The sequence below is a fragment of the Burkholderia puraquae genome (genome assembly GCF_002099195.1).
Lineage (GTDB): Bacteria > Pseudomonadota > Gammaproteobacteria > Burkholderiales > Burkholderiaceae > Burkholderia > Burkholderia puraquae.
The window spans coordinates 62,656-75,906 of sequence record NZ_NBYX01000031.1 but is presented as its reverse complement, the minus strand read 5'-3'; the positions used below and the strand labels follow the sequence as shown (position 1 = coordinate 75,906).

14 protein-coding genes are annotated in these 13,251 nt (G+C 67.9%); 6 read left to right on the top strand and 8 right to left on the bottom strand.

What is annotated here, in order from left to right; genetic code table 11:
• Positions 1–329, bottom strand: a 329-nt coding sequence (locus B7G54_RS34660; protein ID WP_133059247.1) for an aldehyde dehydrogenase family protein, incomplete at its 3' end; no start/stop codon positions are given.
• A gap of 68 nt (positions 330–397) precedes the next feature.
• Complete coding sequence (locus tag B7G54_RS34655; RefSeq protein WP_085043205.1) at positions 398–736, bottom strand: GNAT family N-acetyltransferase; 339 nt, start codon at positions 734–736, stop codon at positions 398–400.
• 271 nt (positions 737–1,007) lie between these two features.
• On the opposite strand from B7G54_RS34655, the gene pdxR reads away from it, so the two are divergent.
• Entirely contained in the window at positions 1,008–2,531 is a 1,524-nt protein-coding gene (pdxR, locus tag B7G54_RS34650; protein ID WP_085043204.1) for a MocR-like pyridoxine biosynthesis transcription factor PdxR, read from the top strand.
• A gap of 45 nt (positions 2,532–2,576) precedes the next feature.
• On the opposite strand, the gene B7G54_RS34645 is transcribed toward pdxR, so the two are convergent.
• Together B7G54_RS34645 and B7G54_RS39895 are read right to left on the bottom strand one after the other, a co-directional pair.
• A complete protein-coding gene (locus B7G54_RS34645) occupies positions 2,577–3,029 on the bottom strand; it encodes an OmpA family protein (protein ID WP_085043203.1) in 453 nt (150 codons plus the stop codon).
• Positions 3,019–3,276 (bottom strand): M35 family metalloendopeptidase, encoded by a 258-nt coding sequence (locus B7G54_RS39895; RefSeq protein WP_244289469.1) that lies wholly within the window; start codon positions 3,274–3,276, stop codon positions 3,019–3,021. The genes B7G54_RS34645 and B7G54_RS39895 overlap by 11 nt, the downstream gene beginning before the upstream one ends.
• A gap of 118 nt (positions 3,277–3,394) precedes the next feature.
• Between B7G54_RS39895 and B7G54_RS34635 the strand changes: the two genes are divergently transcribed.
• The 4 genes from B7G54_RS34635 to B7G54_RS34620 all read left to right on the top strand — a co-directional run bounded on the left by B7G54_RS34635 (position 3,395) and on the right by B7G54_RS34620 (position 7,706).
• Entirely contained in the window at positions 3,395–3,793 is a 399-nt protein-coding gene (locus B7G54_RS34635; protein WP_085043202.1) for a nuclear transport factor 2 family protein, read from the top strand.
• A gap of 170 nt (positions 3,794–3,963) precedes the next feature.
• Positions 3,964–5,781, top strand: coding sequence for a sulfoacetaldehyde acetyltransferase (gene xsc, locus B7G54_RS34630; protein ID WP_085043201.1), 1,818 nt, complete (start codon positions 3,964–3,966; stop codon positions 5,779–5,781).
• Positions 5,782–5,907: 126 nt separating this feature from the next.
• A complete protein-coding gene (pta, locus tag B7G54_RS34625) occupies positions 5,908–6,942 on the top strand; it encodes a phosphate acetyltransferase (protein ID WP_085043200.1) in 1,035 nt (344 codons plus the stop codon).
• A complete protein-coding gene (locus B7G54_RS34620; RefSeq protein WP_085043199.1) occupies positions 6,939–7,706 on the top strand; it encodes a sulfite exporter TauE/SafE family protein in 768 nt (255 codons plus the stop codon). The genes pta and B7G54_RS34620 overlap by 4 nt, the downstream gene beginning before the upstream one ends.
• 115 nt (positions 7,707–7,821) lie before the next feature.
• On the opposite strand, the gene B7G54_RS34615 is transcribed toward B7G54_RS34620, so the two are convergent.
• The gene (locus B7G54_RS34615; protein ID WP_085043198.1) at positions 7,822–9,543 is read right to left on the bottom strand and encodes a cobaltochelatase CobT-related protein; all 1,722 of its coding nucleotides are present in this window, start codon (positions 9,541–9,543) and stop codon (positions 7,822–7,824) included.
• On the bottom strand, positions 9,540–10,529 hold the full coding sequence (locus B7G54_RS34610; protein ID WP_085043197.1) for an AAA family ATPase: 990 nt from the start codon (positions 10,527–10,529) through the stop codon (positions 9,540–9,542). The genes B7G54_RS34615 and B7G54_RS34610 overlap by 4 nt, the downstream gene beginning before the upstream one ends.
• 187 nt (positions 10,530–10,716) lie before the next feature.
• On the opposite strand from B7G54_RS34610, the gene B7G54_RS34605 reads away from it, so the two are divergent.
• Positions 10,717–11,469, top strand: a complete 753-nt coding sequence (locus B7G54_RS34605) for an IclR family transcriptional regulator (RefSeq protein WP_085043196.1) — start codon at positions 10,717–10,719, stop codon at positions 11,467–11,469.
• Positions 11,470–11,501: 32 nt separating this feature from the next.
• Here the strand turns inward: B7G54_RS34605 and B7G54_RS34600 are convergent, their stop codons facing one another.
• Both B7G54_RS34600 and B7G54_RS34595 read right to left on the bottom strand, forming a co-directional pair.
• Positions 11,502–12,449 carry a dimethyl sulfoxide reductase anchor subunit family protein gene (locus B7G54_RS34600; protein ID WP_085043195.1) on the bottom strand — a complete coding sequence of 316 codons (948 nt, stop codon included), beginning with the start codon at positions 12,447–12,449 and terminating at the stop codon, positions 11,502–11,504.
• Positions 12,450–12,488: 39 nt separating this feature from the next.
• Positions 12,489–13,235 carry a 4Fe-4S dicluster domain-containing protein gene (locus B7G54_RS34595; protein ID WP_085043194.1) on the bottom strand — a complete coding sequence of 249 codons (747 nt, stop codon included), beginning with the start codon at positions 13,233–13,235 and terminating at the stop codon, positions 12,489–12,491.
• Between the last annotated feature and the right edge of the window lie 16 nt (positions 13,236–13,251).

The following is a 13,251-nucleotide window of genomic DNA, read 5'->3' as shown; positions in this document are numbered from 1 at the left end:
CCCGCCTCGTACGTCGAATCCTTGAGGCACAGGCCGGCCTCGGCCGTGATCAGCGCTGCAATCTCGGCGGTGCGCGAGCGCACGATGTCGGCCGCGCGACGCAGGATCGCCGCGCGATCGTGACGCGTGAGCGTCGGCCGGTAGGCACGCGCGGCCGCGAACGCGCAGCGCACGTCGTCCAGCGTCGCCTTCGGCACGGTGCCGACCAGCGAACCGTCGTACGGGTTGCGCACGTCGATCACGGCGTCGCGCCACACGCGCTGCCCGTCGATGCGCAACGCTTCGTGCCGCACGCCGGATGCGGGAATCGGCTTCAGGACCGTGCTCATGTCGTCTCCATCTTGGTGCAGCGTGATCGTGGCCACGCTTTCGGTTACCGCAGCGACTGCAGCGCGCGCTAGCGAACGACAACCAGCCCCTCGTATTCGAGGCAGCGGCACAGCGTCGCCCATGCCGGCGTATCGGGCCATTCGCGCGCGCCGGCGTCGATGCGGATCGGCCGCCCGAATTCGCGCGACGCGCACGCCAGCAGCGTATGCGCGATGCCGCTGCGCCGGTAGGCAGGTTCGACGTACAGCCGCGTGAGCGACGGCGATCGCGCGGCACCGCCACCGTCGTCGATGCAGAGTGCTCCGATCGCCTCGTCGTCGCGATAGGCGACCGCCGTCGCACGTGCGTCGTCGAACTCGATGCGGATCACGCGCTCGCAGCGATCCCTGAACACGACGACGTGCATGGCGTCCCTCTCCGTTGCATCACGCTACAGGCGAACACGATGCGCGCACGCCCTCCTTTGCCCGCGTACCGGGGAGTTATCCGGATCGTGCGGGCGCGACGGTTTGAGTATCGTCTTGCCACGTCGGCGCGCAGTAGTGCCAGACGGCACATTTCATTGAGTCCACATCCGCGGCGCGACGCGCGTATTCTCGCGAAACCGCGCCCCTCGCAGGCCGCGCGCACACCACGCGCACCGCCTCGCGTTTCCCGCACCGATCACAGGAGGAAACATGCCGAGTCGTACCCCGACCGCCTTATGGGCCCAGCAGTTCCGGCGGTCGTCGGCGTCGAGCCTGCAGGACCAGATCCGGCGGATGCTCGTGGCCGCGATCCTCGACGGCCAACTCGCACCCGATGCCGCGCTGCCGTCGAGCCGCGAGCTCGCCGACCAGCTCGGCGTCGCGCGCAACACCGTCGTGCTCGCGTACCAGATGCTCGTCGAAGAGGGCTACCTGATCTCGCGCGAACGCAGCGGGCACTTCGTGAACCCGAAGATGCTCGAGGGCCTGCCCGGCTTCGCGGCGGCCAAGCCCGATGCGCAGCCCGGCGGCGGCGATACGCCGGGCCGCCCCGCCTGGGAGAAGCGCATCGCGCATCCGCCGTCGAGGCAGCGCAACATCGTGAAGCCCGCGAACTGGCAGCACTACGAATTTCCGTTCATCTACGGGCAATTCGACCAGTCGCTGTTTCCGACCAACGACTGGCGCGAATGCTGCCTGAAGGCGCTGTCGGTGATGGAGATCCGCAACTGGGCGCCCGACCTGATCGAACGCGACGACGAATCGCTGATCCAGCAGATCCGCACGCGCGTGCTGCCGCGGCGCGGCGTGTTCGCGATGCCCGACGAGATCGTCGTCACGAACGGCTGCCAGCAGGCGCTGTACCTGATCGCGGACCTGCTGTGCGGCAAGCACACGACGGTCGGCTTCGAGAACCCCGGCTATCCGGACGCTCGCAACATCTTCGAGAACCGCAACGCGCGGCTGCTGCCGCTACCTGTCGACGGACACGGGATCGCGCCCGACGCGCTCGGCGACACGCTGTCGCGCTGCGACTACGTGTACGTGACGCCGAGCCACCAGTGCCCGACCACCGCGACGATGCCGGTCGAACGCCGCCGCGCGCTGCTCGATTGCGCGCAGCAGCATGACTTCGTGATCATCGAGGACGACTACGAGAGCGAGAACACGTTTTCCGGCACGCCGCATCCGGCATTGAAGAGCCTCGACACGGCCGACCGCGTGATCTACGTCGGCAGCCTGTCGAAGACGTTCGCACCGGGGCTGCGGCTCGGCTACGTGGTCGGGCCGCGCGAACTGATCCGCGAATTGCGCGCGCTGCGACGGCTGATGGTGCGCCACCCGGTCGCATATATCCAGCGCGCATTCGCGACCTTTCTCGCGCTCGGCCATCACGACGCGTTGCTGCGCCGGCTCGCGCATGCGTACAGCGAACGCTCGCAGGCACTGATGGCGGCGCTCGACGCGCATTTGCCGGAAGCGCGATATGTGCAGGTGACGGGCGGCGCGTCGTGCTGGGTCGAGGGGCCGCCGTGGCTCGATGCGGCGCGGCTCGCGGTGGATGCCCAGGCGGCCGGGATCCTGATCGAGCCTGGCGGCGTGTTCTTCATGAATGATGCAGGCGATGCGCGACGCTGCTTCCGGATGGGGTTTTCCGCGATTCCGCTTGAGCGGATCGAGCCGGGGGTGCGGGCGTTGGCGCAGTGTGTGCGGGTGCAGAAGCCCGACAAATGAAAAAGGCCCGCGGTATCGCGGGCCTCATCAGGATGATAGGTGACGTCAACGCCCTGCGGGAGTATTGCTCAGGTTTGGGCAACCATGGTCCGGGCATCCCGGCCCCACATTGACCTCCACGCGCCGCCCGCTCTGATCGATCCCGGGAACCGGCGGGTAGACTCGACCGATAAAAGCACTCCGGGTCCCTTTGATCGTGAACTGATCGAGCGCATTCATGACGTTTTCAGCGCGTCGGTACGCCAGTTGCTGCGCGTTCTGTTCCGTCGATTCTGAAAGCCCGACAAGCCAGACAACGTCGATAATCGGAAAGCGATTGCGTATATCACTCGACCATACTGACAACCGTGCCAGCTCGGTCCTGGGAATCTCGCTTGAATCGCTTTCAAAGTGAACGTCGATATATCGACCGGGAAGGTTTTGCGGCCCTTCGCATGCCCGCGCTGTCGGTGCAAAGATCATCGCGAGCACGGCAGCAGCCAGGAAGTTAGTCGCCATCTACGACGTACCCCGCGATGCTTTCGGCATTGTCGATCGCCAAATCCGGATGCGATCGCCCCCATACTGGAAGGAACGGTGTGATGTAGTACTGCTCGTCGGTTGCTGCCATCGTGTCCAAGAAATGGCTTGCCTCGTGAATGATGACCGATACCTGTGAATCGGCGTACGCAGTCCACAAATAATAAAAAAGCGTGAAGCTGACCATCCTCAGCCGCCCTGCGATAAGCACTAGGCTCTGGCCCAAGCGAAACCTCCCGACTGGCGCTACCGCCAAAAACGAGCGCTCACTAACGTGTCGATACCGCGTGCCGCATGCGCGCCAGCGCCTTGCGCACCGCCCACCATTCGACAGGAGACACGTTATGGCAGACACGCTCACCGCCCCCGTCACGGCCGCCACGCTCGCGGCGTTTTCCGACGCCTTCAACCGGCACGACGCCAATGCGTTGATGGGCTTCATGACCGAGGACTGCATATTCGACGCGGCCGGCGGCCCCGACCTCCACGGCACGCGCTTCGTCGGCCGCGACGCGGTACGCGCCGCGTTCGAAGCCGTGTTCAAGACCTTCCCCGACGCGCACTGGGGCCACGGCCGCCATTACGTCGCCGGCGAGCGCGGCGTCTCCGAGTGGGTGTTCACGGGCACGCACGCGGAAGGCTGGCGCATCGAGGCCGAAGGCTGCGACCTGTTCGAATTCCGCGACGGACTGATCGCCGTCAAGCGCGCATTCCGCAAGGAACGGCCAAAGCAGCCGGCCTGAGCGCGCCGTGTGCCCCCAATCGGGCCACCGCGCCCCACGCGCATTTTGAAACGAATCATTTCATTTCATTCCACATTCCCCGACAGCGGGCGGAATGACTTGACCCGCCTTCCCCGGCAAATAGCATCTGGAACAAGACGTTCCGTTAATTGAACAATCGGAGACAACCCATGAGCGAACAATCCACTTCCCTGCGTGCATCGGCCAGCGGTCCGCAGGACATGACGCCGTCCGAAGCCTTCGTCGAGACCCTTGCGGCCAACGGCGTGACCGACATGTTCGGCATCATGGGCTCCGCGTTCATGGATGCGATGGACATCTTCGCGCCGGCCGGCATCCGGCTGATCCCGGTCGTGCACGAACAGGGCGCGGGCCACATGGCCGACGGCTATGCGCGCGTGTCGGGCCGCCACGGCGTCGTGATCGGCCAGAACGGCCCCGGCATCAGCAACTGCGTGACGGCGATCGCGGCCGCGTACTGGGCGCACAGCCCGGTCGTGATCGTCACGCCGGAAGCCGGCACGATGGGGATCGGCCTCGGCGGCTTCCAGGAAGCGAACCAGCTGCCGATGTTCCAGGAATTCACGAAGTACCAGGGCCACGTCACGCACCCGGCGCGGATGGCAGAATTCACCGCGCGCTGCTTCGACCGCGCACAGGCCGAGATGGGCCCGACGCAATTGAACATCCCGCGTGACTACTTCTACGGCAAGGTCAAGGTCGAGATTCCGCAACCGCGCCGGCTCGATCGCGGCGCCGGCGGCGAACAGAGCCTGGACGACGCAGCCACCCTGATCGCGCAGGCGAAATTCCCGGTGATCATCTCGGGCGGCGGCGTCGTGATGGCCGACGCGATCGAAGAATGCAAGGCGCTCGCCGAACGGCTCGGCGCACCGGTCGTCAACAGCTACCTGCACAACGACTCGTTCCCGGCGAACCATCCACTCTGGTGCGGCCCGCTCGGCTACCAGGGCTCGAAGGCCGCGATGAAACTGCTGTCGCGCGCGGACGTCGTGATCGCGCTCGGCTCGCGCCTCGGGCCGTTCGGCACGCTGCCGCAGCACGGGATGGACTACTGGCCGAAGGACGCGAAGATCATCCAGATCGACGCGGACCACAAGATGCTCGGCCTCGTGAAGAAGATCTCGGTCGGCATCTGCGGCGACGCGAAGGCCGCCGCCATCGCGCTCACGCAACGCCTCGAAGGCCGCACGCTCGCGTGCGACGGCTCGCGCGGCGAGCGCGCCGACCAGATCGCGACCGAGAAGGCCGCGTGGGAAAAGGAACTCGACGACTGGACGCACGAGCGCGACGCATACAGCCTCGACATGATCGAAGAGCAGAAGCACGAGAAGCCGTTCAGCGGCGGCCAGTACCTGCATCCGCGCCAGGTGCTGCGCGAGCTCGAGAAGGCGATGCCCGAGGACGTGATGGTGTCGACCGACATCGGCAACATCAACTCGGTCGCGAACAGCTACCTGCGCTTCAACAAGCCGCGCAGCTTCTTCGCGGCGATGAGCTGGGGCAACTGCGGCTATGCGTTCCCGACGATCATCGGCGCGAAGGTCGCGGCACCGCACCGCCCGGCCGTGTCGTATGCGGGCGACGGCGCGTGGGGCATGAGCCTGATGGAAACGATGACCTGCGTGCGTCACAACATCCCGGTGACGGCCGTCGTGTTCCACAACCGCCAGTGGGGCGCGGAGAAGAAGAACCAGGTCGACTTCTACAACCGCCGCTTCGTCGCGGGTGAACTCGACAACCAGAGCTTCGCGGCGATCGCGCGTGCGATGGGCGCCGAAGGGATCACGGTCGACCGCCTCGAAGAGGTGGGCCCGGCGCTCAAGCGCGCAATCGACATGCAGATGAACGAAGGCAAGACGACGATCATCGAGATCATGTGCACGCGCGAGCTCGGCGATCCGTTCCGTCGAGACGCGCTGTCGAAGCCGGTTCGCATGCTCGACAAGTACAAGGACTACGTGTGATGCCGCGTCGCTGACGCACCCCGTTGCCGGTCGCGCGCCCCGCTCGCGCGGCCGGCCCTCCGGCTGGACGTCGTGCCCCGTGCGGGCCGCCGCATCCGGCCGTTTTCTTCCTGACCCGAGCGAACGATGAAAGCCCTCGACCGCATTCTCGACTCCGCGCGCCGCCAGCCGATGCGCATCGCGCTGTGCGAAGCCGACGATCCGCGCGTGCTGCACGCCGCCGCACGCGCGACGCGCGACGGCATCGCCCGCATCGTGCTCGTCGGCAACCGCGCGGCGATCCATGCTGCGGCTGCGCGCGACGCAATCGATCTCGACGGCATGACGCTCGTCGATCCGGCCACCGCCGCGCAACGCGATGCCTATGCCGACGCGCTGCATGCGCTGCGCAAGAGCAAAGGCATGACGGCCGACGCCGCGCGCGACGCGGTGCTCGACCCGCTCTGCCATGCGAACCTGATGGTGCGGCTCGGCGATGCGGACGGCTCGGTCGCGGGCGCCGTGCATGCGACGGCCGACGTCGTGCGTGCGGCGATCCAGCTGATCGGCGTCGATCCGGCGTTCCGGATCGTGTCGAGCTTCTTCCTGATGATGCTGTGCGAGCCGTTCCACACGATCAAGGGCGGACTGATCTTCTCCGACTGCGCGCTGGTCGTCGATCCGGATGCGAATCAGCTCGCCGAAATCGCGATGGCCGCCGCCGACAGCGCGCATACGCTGCTCGGCGAGGAACCGCGTGTCGCGATGCTGTCGTTCTCGACGAGCGGCAGCGCGCATCACGCAGCCGTCGACAAGGTGACGGCGGCGACCGCGCAGGTGCGCGAACGGCGGCCCGCCCTCGCGATCGACGGCGACGTGCAGCTCGACGCGGCGATCGTCGCGGAAATCGCCGAGCGCAAGATCGCGCATTCGCAGGTGGGCGGACACGCGAACGTGCTCGTGTTCCCGAGCCTCGAAGCCGGCAACATCGGCTACAAGCTCGCCGAGCGGATCGGCCGCGCGAAGGCCGTCGGCCCGCTGCTGCAGGGGCTGCGCCGCCCCGCGAACGACCTGTCGCGCGGCTGCAGCGCCGACGACGTGTATCACGTGATCGCGGCGACCACCGTGCAGGCGCAGGCGGCCGCGCAGCGTGCCGCGACCGGCGAGGCCGCACACGCATGACAGCCGACAAACTGGCGATCCTGATCGCGGTGATCGGCGCCGGCAGCTATTTCCAGACCGTTACCGGCTTCGGGCTCGGGATGATCGTGATGGGCGCGACGAGCGGCTTCGGGCTCGCGCCGCTCGCCACCGTCGCCACGCTGATGAGCGTCGTGTCGCTCGCGAACGGCGCGACCGCGCTGCCCGGCCGGCTGCATCATATCGACTGGCGCGCGGTGGGCGCGGCGACGCTCGGCATCCTGCCGTCGGTCGTCGCGGGCGTGCTGCTGCTCGAATGCCTGAGCCGCTCGGCGGCCGACCTGCTGCAACTGATCCTCGGCGCGGTCGTGCTGTACGGCGGCCTGAGCGCGGCGCTGCGGCCGACGCCGCTCACGGAGCGTTCGGACAACCGCAGCTTCTTCGTCAGCGGCTTGTTCGGCGGGTTGCTGAGCGGGATGTTCGGTGTATCGGGCCCGCCGCTGATCTTCCAGTTCTACCGGCAGCCGCTGACGCTCGTGCAGATCCGCTGCGCGCTGATCGTGCTGTTCACGACGACCTCGGCCACGCGCGTGCTGTACAGCGCATGCGAAGGCCAGCTCGATCGCGACATCTGGTTGCTGGCCGCGATCGCGACACCGGTCGTGATGCTGACGACGGTCGCCGCGCGCCACTACCCGCCGCCGCTGTCGCCGGTCGCGTTGCGCCGGCTCGCGTTCGGCGTGCTGATGGCGATCGGCATCGGGCTGATCGCGACGTCGCTGCCGCCGCTGCTGCGCGGCGTGTGATGCCGCGCGGCGCGGCGCCGCACGCGTGCCGAATCGAACGGCCCTGCGCCCGGCATTCAGCCGCGACGCGTACACGTACACGTCCCCTCGTTCCCCTTGCAGGTCGTCGCCTGTTTCACCGCCGCGCACCGATCCAGCACGCGATTTCGACGAGCCGCTTCATGTCCGGCGCCGACGCAAGATCGATCGCGAGCCGGTGCCGGTAGTACGGGCCGAGATCGAGCCCGACGCCGAGCCCGAGAACTTCGACGCGGCCGGCTGCCTCCTGGCGCGCGACCACCTGCTTCAGGTGGTTGTCGAGGTAGAACGGATCGTTCGCGAGCGCCGTCGCGCCGTCCATCGGGCTGCCGTCCGAAATCACGACGAGGATCCTGCGCGCCTCCGGCCGCGCCGCGAGGCGCGCACACGCCCATTCGACCGCTTCGCCGTCGACACCCTCACGGAACAGGTCAGCCTTGAACAGCGCAGCGATACCCGTGCGTGCATGCCGCCAGCGCGTGTCCGCGTCCTTGAACACCAGGTGGCCGGTTTCGTTGAGCCGGCCCGGATGACCTGGCTTGCCGCGCGCAAGCCAGTCCTGCCGCGCGCGGCCGCCGTTCCATGCGAGCGTCGTGAAGCCGAGCACTTCGGTTGCGAGACCGGCGGCGTCGCCCGCGCGGGCCAGCGTATCGACCATCAGCGCGACGCCGTCGATCCACGTCTTCATCGACCCCGAGCAGTCGATCAGGAACGCGAGCGCGCAGTCGGCATGCGGCCGCACGCGTTCGAGCCGGAACAACCGCCGTTCGGCTGGCGAGCTGACGAGTTGCGCGAGCCGGCGGCCGTCGAGGTGGCCATGCTCCTCACCGAACGACCAGCCGTCGGCCTGCGGCACGACGAGCGCCGCGCGCAGCACGCGCGCGAGCCGCGTGACGTTGATCCGCTGCGCGGCGACCTGCGCGTCGAGCCGGTCGCGATATTCGCGCAGCAGTGCCGCACGGATCTGCGCGGCCGGCCGGAGCTCGCGGTCGTAACGCGTGGTGTACGCGCGGTAGACGGCGTCGCCGCCATGCAGCACGACGCTGTCGCCCGTCTCCACGAGCGCCGGCAGGTCGATGCCCGTCTCGTCGAAATCGACCCACAGCGAGAAATGCGTCAGGGCATCGTCCTGCTCGCGGGCGTCTTCCGTCGCCGTTTCGACGACGGCCGCGCGCGCGTCGCGGATCATCGAAGCAATGCGCTTCGCGAGCGCCAGTGCGTGTTCCGCGAATTCGCGCTGATCGTGCCGGCACCGCTTGAGCCCCGCGATCTGCACGCCGATCTCCGGCACGATCGCCGCGCGCGACGCTTCGATCAGGTCTTCCGTTTCGTCGAGCACCGGCCAGCCCGTCAGCCGCGACCACGCGACCTGCGCGACCGTGTACACGAGGATCCCGACATGCGTATCGGCCTGCCCCGACCGGTGAAACGCGCGCGACCAGGTTTCAAAGCGATGACGCAGGTTCTGCACGACGCCGCGCATGGCAGGCGGCGCGAGCGATTCACAGCGTAGTTGCTCGAGCATGTCGAACAGCACGCGTTCGACCGGATCGTCGCCGGACAGCGTGCGATGCAGGTCCGCATCCGAATGCAGGATGCGCAGCGCGGTGCCGTCGGCCGCGCCGCGCCATGACGCGAGATCGTCGTCGGCGGCCGGTGCGCGCAGGTGCGGCGCATGGATCGGCAGCGGCCGCAGGTCGCGGCACACGCGGCCCGCGCGGTAATGCAGCGCCGCATCGCGCGTCAGCGCACGCACGGTCGACGCGCCCAGCGCTTCGCGCGCCGATGCGCGGCGCGCGGCGTCGCGATCGGCGCTCACCGCCCGGCTCCCGGCGCGCCACCGCCGGCACGCGACGCGACCGCCAGTTCCTCGCCGAAACAGCGCTGGTAATACTCGGCGACGACCGGCCGCTCTGCGTCGTCGCACTTGTTCAGGAACGTGAGCCGGAACGCGAGTGCCGGATCGCGGAAGATCTGGCAGTTTTCGGCCCAGTTGATCACCGTGCGCGGCGACATCAGCGTCGACAGGTCGCCGGTCGCGAAGCCGTTGCGGGTCAGCTCCGCGAGGCTCACCATCGATTCGAGCAGCGGGCGGCCGGCTTCGCCCGCGAGTTCCGGCACGCGCGCACGCACGATGCCGATCTCCTCGTCGCGCGGCAGGTAGTCGAGCGTCGCGACCACGTTCCAACGGTCCATCTGCGCATGGTTGAGCATCTGCGTGCCGTGGTAGAGGCCATTCAGGTTGCCGAGCCCGACCGTGTTCGCGGTCGCGAACAGCCGGAACGACGGATGCGGATGGATCACGCGGTTCTGGTCGAGCAGCGTGAACTTGCCGTCGCGTTCGAGAATCCGCTGGATCACGAACATCACGTCGGGACGCCCCGCATCGTATTCGTCGAAGATCAGCGCGACCGGGCGCTGCAGCGCCCACGGCACGATCCCTTCCTGGAATTCGGTCACCTGCACGTCGTCGCGCACGACGATCGCATCCTTGCCGACGAGATCGAGCCGGCTGATGTGACCGTCGAGGTTCACGCGCACGCACGGCCAGTTCAGCCGTGCCGCGACCTGCTCGATATGCGTCGACTTGCCGGTGCCGTGCATCCCCTGCACGAGCACGCGGCGGTTGCGCGCGAAGCCGGCGAGGATCGCGAGCGTGACGTCCGGGTTGAATCGGTATGCGTCGTCGATATCGGGCACATGATCGTCGCGCGTGCTGAACGCCGGCACCATCAGGTCCGAATCGAACCCGAACCGTTCGCGGACCGGCACCATGCAGTCCGGCTTGTTCGCCACCCCATCCATTGCGTTGCGCTCCTGTCGTTGCTTATCGTGCAGGCATCGATCGTCGCGCCCGCGCCAATCGTGTTTACGGAACGATTCGTTCCATCGCGGAAACTTTGTGCCGGCTTGCCGCGCCCGAAACCCCGTGCAGCGGGCCCGCCGGGCCGTTCGGTACAATGGCCGCAATCCAGTTTCCGGAACGCCTGCCATGCTGCCCGCGGATACGCCCACGCTGCGCGCCTTCGCGCTGCTCGAACATCTCGTCCAGGCCGGCGATGCCGTGTCGCTCGCCGATCTCGCGCGCGACGTCGATATCCCGAAGGCGTCGCTGCACCGGATGCTCGCGTCGCTCGAAGCCGGCGGCCTCGTGATTCGCGAGCCAGGCCGCAAGAATGCATACGCGATCGGCCCGCGCCTCGCGCGGCTCGGCACCGGCGTGATGCTGCATGCGGGCGCGCGCCGGCTGCGTCATGCGATCCTCGAGGGGCTCGTCGCCGATCTCGGCGAAACCTGCAACCTGACCGCGCTGCACGACACGGAAGTCGTCTATCTCGACCGTGTCGAGGCCGACTGGCCGCTGCGGCTCGACCTGAAACCCGGCTCGCGCGTGCCCGCGCATTGCAGCGCCAGCGGCAAGCTGCTGCTCGCGCTGCTGCCGCGCGACGAACGTGCCGCGCTGGTGCGCGCACTGGCGCTGCCGCGCTACACGCCGAACACGATCTCGGATCCCGAACTGCTCGAAGCCGAACTCGACCGCACCGCGCACAAGGGCGTGGCGATCGATAACGAGGAATTCGTCGCGGGTATCGTGTGCATCGCGGCACCGATCGCTGGCGACGACGGCACGTGCATCGCCGCGGTTGCGGTACATGCGCCCGTGTCGCGCGCGCCGCTGTCGCGGCTGCTGGACCACGTGCCGCGCCTGCAGGAGGCGGCACGCGCGCTCGCGGCAACGTTCTAGTTCCGGCACAGCGCGGCGGCGCATACGCGACGTCATGACGCGCGCTGGTAGTAGATGTTCTGCGGATGCCGCGCATCCGCGAAGAAGAACCAGCGCTCCGCGACCAGCCCTGCATACTGGATCACGAACGCCGCGCCGAGCGCGACAGCCGCCGCGGCCGAGGTCGGTGCGAGCGCGAGCGCGCCGGTCAGCACGAACGGCACCGCGAACGCTCCGACCAGGAAGCCTGCCTTCACCGCGCGCAGCGTGCCGTTGCCCTGCCCGTGAAAGAACTCCCGTGTATTGAACGCGCTGGCCGTGAAGCCGCGCGACTTCTGTTCGACCTTCGCGTGGCGGATCCCGGTCGCGCTCTGCACGGTCGACTTCGGCCGCAGCCGTGCATTGCGCGCGAGCGATGCGAGCCGCGCCACGCAGCCCGCGAGCGTCAGCACGCAGGCTGCCACGGCGAGCCGGCCGACCAGCGCCGGCGCGAGCCACGCGGCGCAAGCCGTGGCCAGCGTGCAGCCCGACGCACAGCCGAGCAGCACGAAGTTCACGAGCGTCAGCGGGCTCGCCCATTCCTGCAGGAAGCGCAGGCACGCGTAGATCATCGCGGTACACACGAACAGTGCGATGCTCGCGAGCGCACCTGCCGCGCCGATCAGCAACGTGCCGGGCCAGCCGAACAGGTGTGCCGCGCCATACGCGAACGCGCATGCGAGAAACACCGGCAGCGCGATGCATTCGCGCGACAGCCATGACGTGCGCCACATCGCGATCGCGCGCCATGCGCGTTCGGGGTGGCCGAGATGGAAGAACGACGCCAGCAAGCCGAGCGCGCCAAGCACGACCGACAGTGCAGCGCCGGTCACGTAGAACGACGCAGCGATATCGATGCCCGCCGCGCGCGTGAGCGCCTCGACGATCACAAGTGTCAGCAGCAGGCCCTGTGCGGCGCCGCACAGCGTGGTGAGGAATACGACCGAAAAGGCTGGGCGCATGGGAACTCCGTTTTTTCGTATGAGTGAAGGGCGTTGCGCTCAGCGCTGCGTCGCAAGCGACACGAGATCGATGTCGCCACGCGCTGCGCGGGCCTCGAATGAATCGCCCTCGCCGCGGCCGTTCGAGCCGCTGCCACACCCGCCGCTACTCCCGCAACCGCACGACGCTTCGGTCTTCACGCGCGGCAGGTAATGGTTCGACGGCCGCGTGCCCCACTCGGGCATCAGCGCGTAGCCGTCACGTTCGCGGATCGCGCGCGACACGTCCGATTCGGGATCGTGCACGTCGCCGAACAACCGCGCCGACGTCGGGCACGCGAGCACGCACGCAGGTTTCCGGTCGCGTTCGGGCAGCGCCTGGTTGTCGATGCGGTCCGCGCACAGCGTGCACTTCGTCATCTCCTTGCGGCCTTCGTCGAGCTCGCGTGCGCCGTACGGGCACGCCCATGCGCAGTACTTGCAGCCGATGCACTTGTCGTAGTCGACCAGCACGATCCCGTCCGACTTGCGCTTGTAGCTCGCGCCGGTCGGGCATACCGGCACGCACGGCGGATCCTCGCAGTGCAGGCACGATTTAGGGAAGTGAATCGTGTCGGTCATCGGGAACACGCCCGCCTCGTAGGTCTGCACGCGGTTGAAGAACGTGCCGGACGGATCGTCGTCGTACGGGCGCAGATCGGCGAGACTGCCGGCTTCGCCCGACGTATTCCATTCCTTGCAGCTCGTCACGCAGGCATGGCAGCCGACGCACACGTTCAGGTCGATGACGAGGGCCATCTGGGTCATGGTTGCGCTCCTTCGA